The 16,668-nt window shown below is 52.4% G+C and carries 16 protein-coding genes, 2 tRNA genes, 3 rRNA genes and 1 pseudogene (1 of these 22 cut by a window edge); 4 read left to right on the top strand and 18 right to left on the bottom strand.

What is annotated here, in order from left to right; translation table 11 throughout:
- Positions 1–61: 61 nt before the first annotated feature.
- From AC13H5_RS02050 to AC13H5_RS02035, 4 genes are all read right to left on the bottom strand, one after another.
- The gene (locus AC13H5_RS02050) at positions 62–2,701 is read right to left on the bottom strand and encodes a hypothetical protein (RefSeq protein WP_483546204.1); all 2,640 of its coding nucleotides are present in this window, start codon (positions 2,699–2,701) and stop codon (positions 62–64) included.
- 140 nt (positions 2,702–2,841) lie between these two features.
- Complete coding sequence (gene tatC, locus AC13H5_RS02045) at positions 2,842–3,630, bottom strand: twin-arginine translocase subunit TatC (RefSeq protein WP_215192894.1); 789 nt, start codon at positions 3,628–3,630, stop codon at positions 2,842–2,844.
- 3 nt (positions 3,631–3,633) lie between these two features.
- Positions 3,634–3,852, bottom strand: a complete 219-nt coding sequence (locus AC13H5_RS02040; protein ID WP_034781411.1) for a twin-arginine translocase TatA/TatE family subunit — start codon at positions 3,850–3,852, stop codon at positions 3,634–3,636.
- Positions 3,852–4,508, bottom strand: coding sequence for a redox-sensing transcriptional repressor Rex (locus tag AC13H5_RS02035; protein WP_029596207.1), 657 nt, complete (start codon positions 4,506–4,508; stop codon positions 3,852–3,854). Before AC13H5_RS02035 ends, AC13H5_RS02040 begins: the two co-directional genes overlap by 1 nt.
- A gap of 149 nt (positions 4,509–4,657) precedes the next feature.
- Here AC13H5_RS02035 and AC13H5_RS02030 point away from each other — a divergent pair, with 149 nt between their 5' ends.
- Together AC13H5_RS02030 and AC13H5_RS02025 are read left to right on the top strand one after the other, a co-directional pair.
- On the top strand, positions 4,658–6,559 hold the full coding sequence (locus tag AC13H5_RS02030; RefSeq protein ID WP_483546203.1) for an ABC-F family ATP-binding cassette domain-containing protein: 1,902 nt from the start codon (positions 4,658–4,660) through the stop codon (positions 6,557–6,559).
- Positions 6,556–6,963: a hypothetical protein gene (locus AC13H5_RS02025; protein WP_034781408.1), complete on the top strand. Its 408-nt coding sequence runs from the start codon at positions 6,556–6,558 to the stop codon at positions 6,961–6,963. Before AC13H5_RS02030 ends, AC13H5_RS02025 begins: the two co-directional genes overlap by 4 nt.
- Positions 6,964–7,013: 50 nt before the next feature.
- Here AC13H5_RS02025 and AC13H5_RS02020 read toward each other — a convergent pair whose 3' ends face one another.
- From AC13H5_RS02020 to AC13H5_RS01990, 7 genes are all read right to left on the bottom strand, one after another.
- On the bottom strand, positions 7,014–7,580 hold the full coding sequence (locus tag AC13H5_RS02020; RefSeq protein ID WP_214754676.1) for a hypothetical protein: 567 nt from the start codon (positions 7,578–7,580) through the stop codon (positions 7,014–7,016).
- A 14-nt stretch (positions 7,581–7,594) separates the two neighbouring features.
- Positions 7,595–8,617 carry a tRNA (adenosine(37)-N6)-threonylcarbamoyltransferase complex transferase subunit TsaD gene (gene tsaD / locus AC13H5_RS02015; RefSeq protein WP_034781406.1) on the bottom strand — a complete coding sequence of 341 codons (1,023 nt, stop codon included), beginning with the start codon at positions 8,615–8,617 and terminating at the stop codon, positions 7,595–7,597.
- Positions 8,589–9,074, bottom strand: a complete 486-nt coding sequence (gene rimI / locus AC13H5_RS02010) for a ribosomal protein S18-alanine N-acetyltransferase (RefSeq protein ID WP_483546202.1) — start codon at positions 9,072–9,074, stop codon at positions 8,589–8,591. Before rimI ends, tsaD begins: the two co-directional genes overlap by 29 nt.
- Positions 9,067–9,723 carry a tRNA (adenosine(37)-N6)-threonylcarbamoyltransferase complex dimerization subunit type 1 TsaB gene (gene tsaB, locus AC13H5_RS02005; RefSeq protein WP_214754678.1) on the bottom strand — a complete coding sequence of 219 codons (657 nt, stop codon included), beginning with the start codon at positions 9,721–9,723 and terminating at the stop codon, positions 9,067–9,069. Before tsaB ends, rimI begins: the two co-directional genes overlap by 8 nt.
- Complete coding sequence (gene tsaE, locus AC13H5_RS02000; RefSeq protein ID WP_034781401.1) at positions 9,720–10,169, bottom strand: tRNA (adenosine(37)-N6)-threonylcarbamoyltransferase complex ATPase subunit type 1 TsaE; 450 nt, start codon at positions 10,167–10,169, stop codon at positions 9,720–9,722. Before tsaE ends, tsaB begins: the two co-directional genes overlap by 4 nt.
- A gap of 105 nt (positions 10,170–10,274) precedes the next feature.
- Positions 10,275–10,351: transfer RNA gene (locus tag AC13H5_RS01995), tRNA-Met, on the bottom strand.
- A 25-nt stretch (positions 10,352–10,376) separates the two neighbouring features.
- A tRNA-Met gene (locus tag AC13H5_RS01990) sits at positions 10,377–10,453 on the bottom strand.
- 139 nt (positions 10,454–10,592) lie between these two features.
- Between AC13H5_RS01990 and AC13H5_RS01985 the strand changes: the two genes are divergently transcribed.
- Complete coding sequence (locus AC13H5_RS01985; RefSeq protein WP_214754682.1) at positions 10,593–11,372, top strand: sporulation protein; 780 nt, start codon at positions 10,593–10,595, stop codon at positions 11,370–11,372.
- Here AC13H5_RS01985 and AC13H5_RS01980 read toward each other — a convergent pair.
- The gene (locus AC13H5_RS01980; RefSeq protein WP_214754684.1) at positions 11,367–12,014 is read right to left on the bottom strand and encodes a uridine kinase family protein; all 648 of its coding nucleotides are present in this window, start codon (positions 12,012–12,014) and stop codon (positions 11,367–11,369) included. The genes AC13H5_RS01985 and AC13H5_RS01980 overlap by 6 nt on opposite strands.
- Before the next feature lie 52 nt (positions 12,015–12,066).
- Between AC13H5_RS01980 and AC13H5_RS01975 the strand changes: the two are divergent.
- A pseudogene (locus AC13H5_RS01975) lies at positions 12,067–12,443 on the top strand (HIT family protein).
- A 9-nt stretch (positions 12,444–12,452) separates the two neighbouring features.
- Here the strand turns inward: AC13H5_RS01975 and AC13H5_RS01970 are convergent.
- The 6 genes from AC13H5_RS01970 to AC13H5_RS01945 form a co-directional block, all read right to left on the bottom strand.
- Positions 12,453–13,391, bottom strand: a complete 939-nt coding sequence (locus tag AC13H5_RS01970; protein WP_034781392.1) for a coiled-coil domain-containing protein — start codon at positions 13,389–13,391, stop codon at positions 12,453–12,455.
- Positions 13,384–13,710 carry a pentapeptide repeat-containing protein gene (locus AC13H5_RS01965; RefSeq protein WP_353048655.1) on the bottom strand — a complete coding sequence of 109 codons (327 nt, stop codon included), beginning with the start codon at positions 13,708–13,710 and terminating at the stop codon, positions 13,384–13,386. Before AC13H5_RS01965 ends, AC13H5_RS01970 begins: the two co-directional genes overlap by 8 nt.
- 17 nt (positions 13,711–13,727) lie before the next feature.
- Positions 13,728–14,255, bottom strand: coding sequence for a GNAT family N-acetyltransferase (locus AC13H5_RS01960; RefSeq protein WP_214797760.1), 528 nt, complete (start codon positions 14,253–14,255; stop codon positions 13,728–13,730).
- Between the two features lie 109 nt (positions 14,256–14,364).
- Positions 14,365–14,480, bottom strand: a 5S ribosomal RNA gene (rrf, locus tag AC13H5_RS01955).
- A gap of 91 nt (positions 14,481–14,571) precedes the next feature.
- Positions 14,572–14,687 (bottom strand): 5S ribosomal RNA (gene rrf, locus AC13H5_RS01950).
- 56 nt (positions 14,688–14,743) lie between these two features.
- Positions 14,744–16,668, bottom strand: a 23S ribosomal RNA gene (locus AC13H5_RS01945); it runs 989 nt beyond the window's last position.

Here is a 16,668-nt window from a genome sequence, read left to right as displayed (position 1 = left end):
TCCTCCCCCTGTTCCCCATCTCTAAAAAAAGCCATCCGCATCATCGCGAATGGCTTCTCAGTTAACGAACATAAATCGTCTTCGTCACGCTTCGGCCTTTTGGCGTCACGAGACGGAGTGTCAATTTCGTTCCTTTCTTTTGTGGGGTGAAACTGAGCGTTGTCGACGTCGACGTCACCGTCTTCTTCGCGAGCACCGTCGACCCCCGCGTGAGCGTCAATGTGCCGTACCCGACGTTCGATGTCACCTTCAGTGTCTTCGATGTGCTTGATGGAATCGTCGTCACGAGCGTCGGTGTCGGTCCAGTCGTCACCTTCACCGTCTGCACATGTCGGAACGTCCCGCTTTGGCTCGTCAACGAGAGCGTCGCATTGACCGGTTGCCGCGTGAAGCGGAGCGTCACACGTCCGGTGCTACTCGCTTTTGCTGTGGCGAGCACCGTCGACCCTTTTTTCAACGTGACCGTGCTATTCGGGATCACGTACCCGACCCAGAGTGACTTCTCATCATTAATCGAGAGCGTCGACAGCGACGTTTTCGGCAACTGAATCGAGACGTCACGCGATTTCGAGCCGACCGATGCTTTGACGCGAACACGATCCCCCGGTTTGGCGGGGACGGTGTAACGTGTCGTCGATAGGCGTTTGGCCGAGACGAGTTTGTCATTTACATAGAAGCGCACTGTCGCCGTGCTCGTCTTTTTGATTGAGAGTGTCGCTTGTGTCTTTGTCATCAACGTGTCCGTCACACTGAGCGTCGGAGTGAACGCACGGACCGTCTTTGTGAGTTCATACGTCGCATCGCCGCTCGAACGTGTGACGAGAATGACATCCCCTTCTTTCAATGGGGTATCGAACGTGTACGGCATGACGCGTGTTGTCGCCACATGCGTCCCGTTTCGATAGATGCGATAAGCCTGATCGGTACTCGATGTGATGTTGATGGATTTGTCATACATTAACGGTGTCCGAGTCCACGAAAAGACAGGCGGTTCCACTCTTGTCTCCACGGTTGTGAGCCGGAACGCTGAAGCGGGTGCTTCTTTTAATTTGAAGTAGACTTTTGTTCCGATGTCTACAGGCATCGTATTAAACTCTTTAATCGAAATGAGTCCGTCTTCATCTGCCTGCTCATTCGAAATTTCGTAGTATTTCCCACTGCGAATCAACACATCCACTGCGGCGTTCGGCGTCGTTTTCAATGTGACACCTGAAGTGACCGTTTTCGTCAGAACCGAGATACCATTTGATGAAGTATCGTCACTTTCTTTGACCGTCTGAAGTTCAATCGGATCGGCGTAAACACCTGACCCACTACCGATTTTCACAGTCACACGCGATCCAGGTGTGAACCACCGCGCCGGTTGCCACGTATAGCGCCCCGACTCATCCGATTGGACCGTCGCCGATTGATAGTTCAACAATGAATCCGATGAGTTCGATTGATACAAGTTTTTTGTCACACTGACAAACACCGGCGTGTTCGGTGTCGTCTTCCCGCTAATCGGACCTAAGACACCGGTTGGCGGGTCGAGTGTGAGTGGCACATAGTTCGATGCCCATAAGTCTAACCGGCGCTCAAAATCGTTCCACTTAAAAATCATGTCATACGATTCATTCGTCTGTAGCGTCAGTTTCCCTTGCTCCCAAACGAACGGGTCGTCTTGATAGGCTAAACGTGCCGTCAGCTCAGTCGCTGGAATCGGTAAGGCCGTACCATCGACGAGCGTGGCAGTTCCGTTGACGTCATATGGACGACCTACCTCATAGCGATTCGTCGTTTTCGGCACATTGACATTCAGTTGCCATGGTGCTTTCCATAAAGACTCCGGCGTGTACACTTCCGTCTTCTTCATACCAAAGACGTACCAAGGACCGTGTTGTCGAATGTCAGCATCATCAATCGGTGCCTCTTTCCACTCATTCGTGCTGACGTTATAACTGACATAGAATGTCGTATACATTTCTCGCGTCATGAAGTAATAGGTGCCGTCTTTCCACGTAAGATTACTTATGTTTGGCGCCTCTTTCTCAATCCATCGTTTCGTCGCCAAATCGAAAATAAACATGTGCTCCGAGTCATCACTTTTGATCACGAACCATTGATTCGCTTCTTTCATGTGACGGGCCCACCTCACCTGTCCTGAATAGGAACTGATTGTCTCAAGCACCTCTCCTGTCACCGTCCGCTTCGTCACTTGACCGTCGGCGAACGCGAGGACGTTCCCGTCATCGAGCAGACTGTATACCGGATCGCTGTCTTTCGTGAGCGATCCGAGAATATCACCTGACGTCGATGTGATGATATACTTTTCGTCATCAGCCCATAACATCATTCCTGTTGTTACATTCGTTGAGACGAGTCGATTCTCACTTCCTGCTTCGATTGGGAATGTCTTCGCTTCATTCGTACGTATATCCCACATCACCCATTCCGGCCATCCTTTTAACATAAATCGGCCGTCTCCGATGGCATACATATTATAAGCAGCAGACACGCGAATCGGTAACGTATATTCTTCACCGGTCTCAATGTGAACTAGCGTCTCCGGATCTCCCGAACGCCACACATATTCGCCGTTTCCTACGACTTCTCCAGCCGGAATGATTTCCGGTTTGGCATAGTCCTCTGCTCGGACTTCAACTCCCGGTGCTACCATCATGACGAGCACCACGAGCATGCTCCATAACCACTTCTTCATCAGTCTCCTCATTTCTGTTTATGAATGTATAACTTTCAAAAATAATCCATTTTTTGATTTAACCCTCCTAATTTTAAGTTGTTTTTTCAAAATTGAATAGCCCTAAAATCAAAAAAACACCACGTCGCATGACATGGTGTTTACTTCTCATTCATTTGTTTCATCAAATCGACTTGTTCTTTCACCATCGCCTCTTTCTCACGACGGAGCACGCCCCGGTACGTGATGCGGGAAATCGATAAACTGATCTCATACAAGAAGAAGAGCGGCAGCGACACCATGAGGTGCGACGTCAAATCCGGCGGCGTGATGAAGGCCGCGACAACGAACAAGGCGAAGTAGGCGTACTTCCGAATCGATGACAGGAAGTACGGCGTCACGACACCGATGCGCGTCAAGAACATCGTCACGACCGGTAACTGGAATAACAGTCCGAATGGGATGGTCAGTTGCAGCAAGAACGTGAAGTAGTTCGACGCCCCGATGATTTGCGTCAGACCAAGGTCTTGCCCGAGGTCCGTCGAGATATCGAGGACGAGCGGGAACAACCAATAGTAGGCAAACGCCAAACCGACGAGGAACAAGATAAAGATGATCGGAATATAAGCGAGCGTCGCTTTCCGTTCGTTCGGATGCAGACCAGGTGCGACAAACGCCCACAGTTGATACAGTAGAAACGGACCAGCCGCGACGAGCCCGATGACGAGCGCCAAGTTCAAGTAAATCATGAGCGGGTCCGCGACCCCAAAGGCGTTCAATTCAAGGCCTCGTTCGACGAGGTCGGCCTGGAGATAGGCGAGCACATATTTGACACTCGGCAAAGCAATCAAAAAGAAGGCAAAGACGACAAATGCCGACAGCATCAGTCGTCTCCGCAGCTCTGTCAAGTGGTCGGACAGTGCCCGTTCTTGATCAGGTTGATGGCTCATCGCTTACTGCTCTTTCTTCTCAATTTCTTTCTTGTCTTTCTCGTCATGCTCGTTCATCATGCCACTCGTGGCGTTTTTGAACTCACGGAGCGTCTGTCCGGCGGCACGGCCGAACTCAGGCAATTTCTTCGGCCCGAAGATGATGAGCGCGATAATCGCGATGACAAACAGACTTGCTCCGCCTGGAATACCGACGACGAGTGACGATAATAGTAATTCCATTATTGATGGACCCCCTCAGCAGATGGATAGTGTTGCATAAAGTAAATGAGCGACTGGAGTTCGATCGACAAGTCGATATGATGGACGCGGACCGTATCCGGCACAGTAAGCCTGGCCGGTGTAAAGTTCAAGATGCCTTTGATGCCGAAGCGGACCAAGTCATCCGCGACAGGCTGTGCATAGGCAGACGGCACCGTCAAAATCGCGACGTCAATCTTGTTTTGCTTCATAATCTGTTCCATCTCATCGACGTGATGAATCGGGACACCGGACATCGTCGTGCCGACTTTTGTCTCGTCTGCGTCGAACCCGACGACGATATGTGTGTTATTGTTTTTAAGGAAGTTATAGTTGACGAAAGCTGTCCCGAGATGACCAACCCCGACCAAGGCGACGTTCGTAATCTCGTCCTGATTCAGTGTCTTACGGAAAAAGTCTAACAGATACTGTACGTTATAGCCATATCCCTTTTTACCGAGCGCACCGAAGTACGAGAAATCGCGACGGATCGTGGCCGAATCGACCTTGACCGCCTCACTCAGTTCAGCAGAAGAGACACGCTGTTTTCCTGATGAATGCAGGCTTTGGATAAACCGATAGTATAGTGGCAACCGTTTGGCTGTCGCTTGCGGAATCTTTGGTTCGTTTTGACTCAACGGAAAGAGCCTCCTTTTTACGACGCGTTTCAAACGAATCTAATTTCATACACCTTGATTGTAAACGAATTCACATAACCACTCAACGAATATACCTGAAAAGACTAAAAAATACAGTATACTAAATAGAGAGAAAGGGGTTTTTTCACTTGATCCTACTGCAAGTCAATAACTTATCGAAATCATTCGGCGTCGAGCCGATTTTAGAGAACGTCAAACTCGAAATCCAAGAAGGCGAACGCGTCGCCCTCGTCGGCCGGAATGGCGCCGGCAAGTCGACACTGCTCAAAGTCATCGCCGGGGAATATAACTATGACTCAGGCGACATCATGAAGCCAAAAGATGTGACAATCGGCTATCTCGCCCAAGATTCAGGACTTGAATCGAACGAGACGATTTGGAACGAGATGCTCACCGTCTTCACCGATTTAATTGAACAGGAAAAAACGCTCCGTCGCATGGAACAAGACATGGGATCTGAGCGCATCTTGAACGACCCGGCCGCCTATGAGCGCCTGCTGTCGTCTTATGATGAAGAACAGCATACGTTCAAAGACCGCGGCGGCTATCAATACGAGGCGACGATACGCTCCGTCCTTCACGGGATGCGTTTCTATCCGGACGACTTCGAGCGCCGCATCGATACGCTCTCCGGCGGACAACGGACCCGCCTCGCCCTCGCGAAGATGCTCCTTCAAAGTCCAGACCTGCTCATCTTGGATGAGCCGACGAACCATTTGGACATCGAGACGCTCGGCTGGCTCGAGAAGTATTTGAGCGGTTATAAAGGCGCCGTCCTCATCGTCTCCCACGACCGTTATTTCCTCGACCGGGTCGTCTCGGTCGTCTATGAGCTGTCTCGCCACCGGAGCCGTCGCTTCGTCGGCAACTACACGAAGTACCTTGAACAGAAGGCCGCGATCTATGAGCAAGAGAAGAAGCAGTTCGAGTCCCAGCAAGAAGAAATCGCCAAGATGCAGGACTTCATCCAGCGTAACATCGCCCGGGCGACGACGACGAAGCGGGCCCAGAGCGTCCGCAAACGTCTCGAGAAAGTCGACCGGATGGAAGCGCCGGACGGTGACGAGCGCAGTGCCGTCCTCTCGTTCGCAATCAAACGCCAAAGCGGGAACGACGTGTTGAGCGGCAGCGACCTCGCCATCGGTTATGAGGAACCGATCGCCCAGCATCTCCGCTTCCAACTGCAGCGCGGTGAATCGGTCGCTCTCGTCGGTCCGAACGGGGTCGGTAAGTCGACGCTTTTGAAAGTGTTGACGAAACAACAGCCGGCGCTCACCGGTGACATCCGCTACGGTACCGGCGTCGAGATCGGCTATTACGATCAGGAGCAACAGAACTTGTCGGACGCCAACCGCGTCATCGACGAGATTTGGAACGACTGGCCGCTCATGCGCGAACAAGAAGTCCGCAGCCTGCTCGGTCAGTTCCTGTTCAGCGGTGACGACGTGATGAAGCGCGTCCATGAACTGTCGGGTGGAGAGCGGGCCCGCTTGACGCTCGCGAAACTGAAGCTCGAACAGCCGAACTTGCTCATCTTGGATGAGCCGACGAACCACTTGGACCTCGACTCGAAGATGATCCTCGAGAACGCCCTCGTCGACTACCCGGGCACGATCTTGTTCGTGTCGCACGACCGCTACTTCATCGACCGGCTCGCGACGCGCGTCTTGGAGATCACACCGAACGGCATCGACGAATACCTCGGCGATTACTCGTATTACGTCGAGAAGAAAGAAGAACTCGAAGAACTGGCCCGACTCGCTCGTGAAGAGACGAAACAAGTCATCGTCAAGAAACAGCGCGCCGACAAGGAACAGCAACGCGAGGAACGCCGGATGAAACAACGGATCGAGGAGATCGAGCTCACCATCGAGCAACACGAGGCCCGTCTCGAAGAGATTGAGCAACTGTTGTGTGAACCGGACGTCTTCAACGACTTCGCTCGGGCACAGGAACTGTCGACCGAGTCCGATGCGACGAAAGAATCGATCACGGCACTGTATGCAGAATGGGAGGAGCTCCATTCATGATGCGATTCCGTGCGATGCGAATCGAGTGGATGCACGCCTTCCTGACTGGTCTCGCCTACATCGTGCCGACCGGGACGGAGTACGTATCCGAACTGATTCGTGGGGAACCGACCGTCGTCCCGTCGTTCCTGTTTTATTTCCTGCCGGTCGTCATCGGCTTCATCATCCAGACGTGGAGCGGGATTGTCATCAGCTTGTTGAGCGGTCTACTCATGAGCACGCTCTTTATCCGCCTCGTCGTCTGGCCGGTCGATGTGACCGTGCACAGCTTTTACACGCCCGGCTCGGTATGGGGCCACTTCTATCAGTCGACGCTCCTCATGTGGGTGCTCGCTTTGATCGTCTATGTCGTGAGCCGAGTGAATATGTGGTATAAACAAAAGAAACATCATCCAGAAGTATAAAAACAGGGAAGCCGCTCTCCATGATGGAGGTCAGCTTCCCTGTTTTACGTTTAGAAATAACGCAGCGGTTGGAACCCGCGCGTGTGGAAGTCAAGCTTGATGCCGTCTTCCGTGATGAAGAAGACGTACTCGTTCGTATCGACGTCACGGACGAACACTTTGTAGAATGTGAGCGCCTCTTCGTCGTTCGTCACATATTTTGCCTCATGCGTCGAGATGACTTGGGCGAACAGTTGCTCTTCGTCAAACTCGTTGACAATGTCCTCGAACTTCGCCGCCTCTTCTTCGGTCGCTTCTCGTCCCGGTGCGATTTGATAATACGCATCGCTCGCTTTCGGTTGAATGCCGAGGTTGCGGTCGACGACGATGACGCTTTCGATGTCTTGATCGTCTAAGCTCTTATAGCCGTACAACGTCTCGACGAGCGTGTTCTCACCCGTAACCCGGCCGATGCCTTCGAGCGATTCCGCTCCCGTGAGCGACCGGACGCGTGTCGCTTCCGGCACGATTTCTTCTTGATAGGCGATATTATAAGCGCGGATGATTTCCCGTACTTGCAAAAACGTCGCGACGACGAGCAGTACGACGAGACCTCCAATGATTATGCGTTTCATCATCTGTATATTTCCCCCTAGACTGTCATGCTCTCTTCTAAGGATAACCCAGGAACCGCATTCATCGCCAGTGTATCGCGCTTTCCGCGCACATACGCGTGATGTGCCGCGACTCCAATCATACCGGCGTTGTCTCCGCATAGATCAAGTGGTGGGATGACGAGGCGGATGCCTTCGCGGTCCGTCGCTTCTTTGAGTGCAGCGCGGAGTCCACGGTTGGCTGCGACGCCACCTGCGACGAGCAATTGCTTCGCTCCTTTTTCTTTCACGGCACGAATCGCTTTCTCGACGAGCACTTCGACGACACTCGCTTGGAAACTGGCCGCCAAGTTTTCAGGGATGACCGTCTCCCCGCGCTGTTCAGCGTTGTGGACGGCGTTGATGACCGACGACTTGAGCCCGCTGAAGCTGAAATCGAAACTTCCCGCTTCAAGCCGAACCCGTGGGAACTTGTACGTGTCTTCCCCATCGGCTGCGAGACGGTCGATGGCAGGTCCACCTGGGTAAGGAAGACTGAGCGTCCGTGCGACTTTGTCATATGCTTCTCCGGCTGCATCGTCACGTGTCTCCCCAATGACTTCGAACACACCGTGCTCGGGCATATAGACGAGCTCCGTGTGTCCGCCCGAGACGACGAGACAGACGAGCGGGAACTCCATCTCTTCGACGAGTTCGTTCGCATAGATGTGTCCGGCGATATGATGCACGCCGATGAGCGGTTTGCTATGGGCGAAAGCGAGCGCTTTGGCCGCACTGATTCCGACGAGGAGTGCCCCGACAAGACCTGGTCCTTGCGTGACCGCGACGGCGTCGACGTCTTGCATCGTCACACCCGCTTCACTGAGGGCGTCATCGATGACGTAGGTGATCCGTTCGACGTGGTGGCGCGAGGCGACCTCGGGCACAACCCCGCCAAACCGTTTATGACTTTCAATCTGCGACGAGACGACGTTCGATAAAAGCGTCTTACCGTCACGCACGAGCGCGACCGACGTCTCATCACAACTCGACTCAATCGCGAGGATGAGCGATGTGTCCATCTGTTTCACTTCCTAACTTCGCCCAGTAAATATAGGCGTCTTCATTATTGTCTTGATAATATCGTTTCCGGCGTCCGGCATTTTCGAAACCGAACTGTTCGTACAGCTTTTGGGCGCCGATGTTCGAGACGCGCACTTCGAGCGTGAGCGCCACGAGTGACTTCGAGCGGGCAAATTCAACGAGTTGCGTCAACAGCAGATTGCCGATGCCTTGCCCACGATATTCCGGTAAGACGGCGATGTTCGTGATGTGCCCCTCGTCTACGATTTGCCAAACCCCGACGAAGCCGACCACGCGTCGTTCATGCACAGCGACGAAATAGATCGCTTGGTCATTGCGGAGCATCTCGTTCATGAACGCTTCTTTCGTCCACGGAATAGCGAACGAGGCCTCCTCGACTTTGGTCACTTCTTCGACGTCGAGCCATGTCATGCGCCGGATTTTAATATCAGCCATTGTTTTGTCCCTCGAGCCATTTCGCTTCCGCCTCAGCGAGACGAAGATACTCGGGCTCAAACGCATGGACATCATTCGTGGCCTCACCTAAGGCGACGAGATCGCTCGCACGGCCGTAACTATGCGCGGCCGGTGCTTCGGTATAGTCGTAAGACGCGAGTGCGTCACGGAACGGCTCCACGTCGCCGACGACGACGAATGGTCCGCTGATATTGGCTTCGAGCCAAGCGGCGACCGAGGCGTGACGGTCGGGTGTGACGGCCTCGTTCTGTTGATAATGCCCGATATAGGCATTCCCTCGACGGGCGTCGATGAGCGCGACGACTGGGAGCTCCGTGTTCGGGGCCGCCGCCATAAGACGGAGCGCCGAGACCCCGACGAGCGGGATCTGAAGCGTGTAGGCGAGCGTCTTCGCTGTCGTGACACCGATGCGAATCCCCGTATAAGACCCTGGACCTGTCGTCACGACGATGCGTTCGAGTTCGGTCGGTGTCCATTTGACCGCGTTCATCAATTGTTCGATCATCGGCATGAGCGTGACGGCATGGTTTTTCGAGACCATGACCGTCGCCTCGGCTTGAATCTGTCCGTGCTCACTCAAGGCGACAGACAGACGTGTCGTCGACGTGTCAATCATGAGTTGTTTCATGCGAGCACCTCCTTCACGAGTGCATCATACGTGTCGCCGACGGGCGCGAACGTCAACTGACGTTCCTCGTCCCCGACTCGCTCGATTGTGATGGCGAGCCGTTCCGTCGGAAGTGACGACTCGATCAAGTTCGACCATTCGACGATGGCGACACCATCACCGTTGATGTATTCCTCGAGGCCAATATCGTCCCCCGTGTCTTCGAGACGATAGACGTCCATATGATAGAGCGGCAAGCGCCCTTGGTATTGTTTCATGATGGTGAACGTCGGGCTGTTGACGTTACGCGTGACGCCGAGGCCTTTACCAAAGCCTTGGGTGAACGTCGTCTTGCCGGCACCGAGGTCGCCGTCCAACGTTATGACCGTTCCGGCTTTGACGAGCGTGGCGAGTTTTTCTGCCACCGCCTGCGTTTCGGCCGCAGAATGGGTAATCAATGTATACATGATGTTTCTCCTTTAGTGGTTCTAGCGATACGTACTCATTGTACACTCAATTTTGCGCAAAAAAAAACACGAAACGTCATCGTTTCGCTATCTCATTTAAAAAATTGGTTGCGGGGGCTGGATTTGAACCAACGACCTTCGGGTTATGAGCCCGACGAGCTACCAGACTGCTCCACCCCGCGACGACATATGAAATTAAATAAAAATTGGTTGCGGGGGCCGGATTTGAACCGACGACCTTCGGGTTATGAGCCCGACGAGCTACCAGACTGCTCCACCCCGCGATGGTTTGAATTGTTTCGACATCCTCTATAATAAGTGAAGTAGTTATAAAATGCAACCTTTTTCTAAATGTTTTTTGAGAATTGGAATCGGGAACATGATAAGGAGTGTAACTTACTAGAGAAAAGGGGCGCGACCGTCATGTCGAAATGGGGTAATCGCTTTAAAAAATGGTTCTTTTCCGAACTGGATGCATCCGTCTATTTTCACACCGTACCGTTTCTCCCGAACGAAACCGTCCATGGAACGTTACGCGTGTCGAACACCACTTCACATGTCGTGCGACTGCAGGAGTTGACGCTTAACTTTTTGACGACTTTCAAAGACATCACGCTCGAAGGAAATGAGTTCAACCGCGAGGCCGATCTTCAAGAAGTCCCAATCCCTCTATCGGTCGTCCTCGAACCAGGTGCTGAAGAGCATATCCCGTTCACGTTTGATTTAACGATGTATGCCCCGTCGACAGCGGGCGCTCCGTATAGTGTGGAAGCGACCGTCTGGGACACGGACGGCAAACGGGTTTGGTTCGATGTTGTCGAGAATGTCGAAGTCGAACCGCTCCCCGCTTTGAAACGCTTGTTAGAGGCGACCGAACATGCAGGCCTCGAGCTCATGTTCGTCCGCAACGTCATCGACCCGCTCGGAGAAGAACGGCCGTATCCATTCGTCGAGAAGTATGGGTTTAAGCCGGTCGGCGACTGGGCCGACGAGTTCGAAGTCGTCAAATCGTTCTGGCGCATCGATGAGGATGGGGTCGACGTCTATTACTGGCTCGACAACATCGAGAAGCAACGCACACTTGAGTCGATTGCGAACGACGTCACGTTGCGCCATCGCTCGCTCACGTGGGACCAACTCGAGCGCGAACAAGATCGGCTCGGGATCGGGATCCAAGAAACGTTACGCAGCCACCGCTCATGATGAGCGGTTTTTTTGTGGGCTCCGCTCAATCGTCCAAACATTATCGCTTGTCGAGACGACCGTCTGGAACTTCTCACGATGCGGATGCATGAACAGTTCGTATTGAAACCGACGCTCGTCGTGCGAGGTTTTCAAGTAGCCCAGGTCCATCCCACGCTCTTGGATGTCCCGAACAGAACGACGGGCGAACTCAGTCTCGCTATCCGTATACAAATAGACCGATACATCGAAATAGTGAGGTTCGAGGAAGGCGACACTCATCCCTTCGATGATGGTGACTCGTTTTGCTGGATCGATCCAAGTCCGTTCGAGATACGGGACGTCGATCGTATAAAAGCCGATGCCTTCTCGTACCATCCGGACATCACGCTCGAGTGACAGCAAGTGATGCGCGGAAGGATGACAGGCCGTCATCTTGTAGTGATGCGTTTGACCGTCGACCGTATAGTCGATTATAGCACTCTTCCGTAACATCGAATCCGTGATGTAAGGGTCGGTATTGATATAGTTCACGTCCCCAAGACGCGCGCGTAAAGCATCAGCGAACGTCGTCTTGCCGGCACCTCCGTGTCCCGAAATCCCGATGACCGTATGTCTTTCTTGCCCGACTTCGTCGACGATATAATCGATCAAATCATTCATTTGAATCCCCCTTTTGGTACACTTCATATAGAAAGGAAGTGTACCAATCCCGATGTCCACTTGTCCATTTTGTCATCCACAGCTTGATCCATCACAACGAATCGTTGCCGAGAGCGAGACCTGCTACTTTTTAATGCATGATCGTGAACAGGACGTGCTCGTCGGTTCAGGCATCATCGTACCGAAACAACACCGAGCGACGACGTTCGATCTCACGCCTTCGAATGGCATGATACATACAGACTGCTCCACGAAGCGAAGGTGTTCCTCGAAGAGACGTATAGCCCTGACGGCTATACGCTTGGTTGGAACGTCGGAATTGCTTCAAACCAGACCGTGCCCCACGCGCACTTGCATGTCATCCCGCGTTACACGGCAGGTCCCCATGCCGGGAAAGGGTTACGCCATTGGTTGAAACGACCAGAATGACCAAACAGCTCACCGCGTAAGGATGAGCTGTTTTCGTTTCGCTTCTATTTCTTTGAGTTGTCGCTCCAAACGTTCGACTTCTCTTGTCATTTTCTCGATCAGTTTAGCGATTTCTCGATCGAGCCCGTTCACTTTATCCAGTGAATCGTTGATTCGTCCATGCATCGTCCATTCCGAGAAAATATCGTCGAGGAAATAGTCAGCGAACTGGATCAGTGATCCGCGTTCAATCTGTAATCCGCTGACGACGCCTTTCACATCAGCCAACTCCCGCGAGAATCGCTCAAGTGCGGCTTGAAGTTCATGCATCTTCCGCTCCGAGGCATCGATGGCATCATGTTTCATCGCTGTCGCAATCAAACCCCCTCCAAAGAACGTATCATACGTCGACCAGCCTTTTGCACTGTCGAGATGTTTCAGTGTTCTTGAAATGGCAGTCCGCGCTGTATGTCCAGCACTAATGGCTTCTTTATACTCAATGAGCACCTCATTCGTTTCCACTTGCTGCTTCGTGAGCCGATATAGTGTTTCCTTAACTTCAGGATCCTGCTTCAAGTGAGCTTCTTTCTCTTTTACGAACGCTTCCCACTCTGCGTCAATCCCGTTATACGTCTCAAAGGTTTCATATAAATCACGACGTTCAAGCCCTAACTCATCGACCATTGCCTCGTGTTCTCGTAACTTCAATTCGGCCCGGGCCGCCTCTTCTAATTCAATCGTTTTTTGTTCGTTGAATGTTCCCCTGAGTTTACGCCATGCGTTGACGAGCGAGAATGAATCTAAGTCATAGACATCGCGTTGTTCTTTCGTAAACGAATTGAGAAGTTGCTTTCGCACAGCTTCATGTTCGGCAATTTGCTTGTCGAGTGTTTTTAATTTCCGGGCGAGTCGGTCCCGTTCTGCCATCTGTTGTTGTAAGTCGTGTTGGGTTTGGTAGAGATCACTCATAACGTTTCATTCCTCCAGTTTCTTTTCGATAATGTTCTAACAGGTCTTTGACGTGTACCCCATCAATCGTTAAGCCGTCAATCGATGAACCCTCGATCTGGACCCCATCAAGCCGACAGTTTTTCATAATCGTGTTCGTCAGGTTTGTATGGAAGAACGTCGTCGGCCGTCCTGACTCGTACATGGTGACGAATCGATATTGTGAGCCGGAAAGATTCAAGTCGTCGAACTCGGTTTCTCTGAAGTTAATATTGCGGAATTGGCTCCTCGTGAAATTACAATTGCTGGCCCGTAGTTCTGAGACGTTACTATTCGTGATGGCGATTTGACTCGCATCTATTCCATACGCTTGGCACCTTTGATCGAGCGCTCTTCATATCGCAATGTGATTGCTTCATCTACGGGTTGCTTTACTCGTTTGACGAAACAGACCTCTTCGCTTGATTCGAAGACGGATTGGTAACCGACTGCCCGATAAAATGCCACATTGTGGGGTTGGGCTGCTGATGTCTCCAACTCCCAAATTCGTACAGTCGGATGAAGCCTCTCGATTGACTGTAGTGCCTGTTTTCCAATCCCTTTACCTTGTCTGTATGGATGAATAAAGATGCGGTCAATCCGTCCGTAATCTTTCCCTGTCAACGTCACGACGGCTCCCCCGACGACTTGTCCTTCATGTTCGATGACATAACACATCAATTGTTCAATCAAATACAAGCTCATCGCCTGGTCATCATAACCCGGTGGTTCAATATTTAAGTCCCGATATGGTAATCGGAGACGATCTGCCTCTTGTTTAAAACTCGCTCGTGAAACCTCAGTGAACGCCTTGTAGTCTGAGACTGTCGCTTCACGGATTTGCATACTTGACTCCCCCTCTTCTGTCTCTTCATACGAGAAGATTAGATGAAAAGTTTCAAAGGAAACGACAAAAAAGGACGACCAAGCATCTGCTTGATCGTCCTTCGCGTTGGCCTAGCAACGTCCTATCCTCACAGGGGGAGACCCCCAACTACTTTCGGCGCTGAAGTACTTAACTTCCGTGTTCGGCATGGGAACGGGTGTGACCACTTCGCTATCGCCACTAGACAATTATTATATTAGCATTATATATCCCGTTTGTCAACACTTTCATAAAAAAAAGAACGACCAAGCATCTGCTTGATCGTCCTTCGCGTTGGCCTGGCAACGTCCTATCCTCACAGGGGGAGACCCCCAACTACTTTCGGCGCTGAAGCGCTTAACTTCCGTGTTCGGCATGGGAACGGGTGTGGCCGCTTCGCTATCGCCACCAGACAAGAGAGATCGTTCTCTCAAAACTGAAGACTCATCAATTCATACAAACCTTAGACTAGATCAAAGCCTCGACCGATTAGTATCATTCAGCTCCACACGTCGCCGTGCTTCCACCCATGACCTATCTACCTCATCGTCTCTGAGGGGTCTTTCTTGATTGCTCAAAGGGAAATCTCATCTCGGAGGGGGCTTCATGCTTAGATGCTTTCAGCACTTATCCCGTCCGCACGTAGCTACCCAGCGATGCTCCTGGCGGAACAACTGGTACACCAGCGGTGCGTCCATCCCGGTCCTCTCGTACTAAGGACAGCTCTCCTCAAATTTCCTGCGCCCACGACGGATAGGGACCGAACTGTCTCACGACGTTCTGAACCCAGCTCGCGTACCGCTTTAATGGGCGAACAGCCCAACCCTTGGGACCTACTCCAGCCCCAGGATGCGATGAGCCGACATCGAGGTGCCAAACCTCCCCGTCGATGTGGACTCTTGGGGGAGATCAGCCTGTTATCCCCAGGGTAGCTTTTATCCGTTGAGCGATGGCCCTTCCATGCGGAACCACCGGATCACTAAGCCCGACTTTCGTCCCTGCTCGACTTGTAGGTCTCGCAGTCAAGCTCCCTTCTGCCTTTGCACTCTTCGAATGATTTCCAACCATTCTGAGGGAACCTTTGGGCGCCTCCGTTACTGTTTAGGAGGCGACCGCCCCAGTCAAACTACCCACCTGACACGGTCCTCCAGCCGGATCACGGCTGCGAGTTAGAGACTCTATACGCAAAGGGTGGTATCCCAAGGGTGTCTCCACCGAAGCTGGCGCTCCGGCTTCACAAACTCCCACCTATCCTGTACATCGCGTACAAAGCCTCAATATCAGGCTGTAGTAAAGCTCCATGGGGTCTTTCCGTCCTGTCGCGGGTAACCTGCATCTTCACAGGTACTATGATTTCACCGGGTCTCTCGTTGAGACAGTGCCCAAATCGTTACGCCTTTCGTGCGGGTCGGAACTTACCCGACAAGGAATTTCGCTACCTTAGGACCGTTATAGTTACGGCCGCCGTTTACTGGGGCTTCGGTTCAGTGCTTCTCTTGCGATGACACATCCCCTTAACCTTCCAGCACCGGGCAGGCGTCAGCCCCTATACTTCATCTTGCGATTTAGCAGAGACCTGTGTTTTTGCTAAACAGTCGTTTGGGCCTATTCACTGCGGCTTATGTTGCCATAAGCGTCCCTTCTCCCGAAGTTACGGGACCATTTTGCCGAGTTCCTTAACGAGAGTTATCCCGCGCGTCTTAGAATTCTCATCTCGCCTACCTGTGTCGGTTTACGGTACTGGCGCCGACCTCCTTACTAGAGGCTTTTCTTGGCAGCGTGAAATCCGGTACTTCGCCCTACGGGCTCCACGTCACAGCTCAGCCTTGTGTGTCGGGCGGATTTGCCAACCCGACGGCCTCGCTGCTTGTCCGTGCACTTCCAGTCGCACGGTTACCTTATCCTTCTGCGTCCCCCCATCGTTCAAACGGTGGTACGGCGGTACAGGAATATCAACCTGTTGTCCATCGCCTACGCCTTTCGGCCTCGGCTTAGGTCCAGACTAACCCTGAGCGGACGAGCCTTCCTCAGGAAACCTTGGGCTTTCGACGGAGGGGATTCTCACCCCTCTTTTCGCTACTCACACCGGCATTCTCACTTCCAAGCGCTCCACGGCTCCTCACGATACCGCTTCACTGCTGCTTGGAACGCTCCCCTACCATCCCTTACGGGATCCATAGCTTCGGTGGTATGTTTAGCCCCGTTACATTTTCGGCGCGGCGTCACTCGACTAGTGAGCTATTACGCACTCTTTGAATGATGGCTGCTTCTAAGCCAACATCCTAGTTGTCTGTGCAACGCCACATCCTTTTCCACTTAACATACACTTGGGGACCTTAGCTGATGGTCTGGGCTGTTTCCCTTTCGACTACGGATCTTATCACTCGCAGTCTG

Source organism: Exiguobacterium sp. FD-YE-25-4 (genome assembly GCF_057004685.1).
Note: the sequence above shows the minus strand (reverse complement) of the source record. Positions and strands in the feature narration are given on the sequence as shown.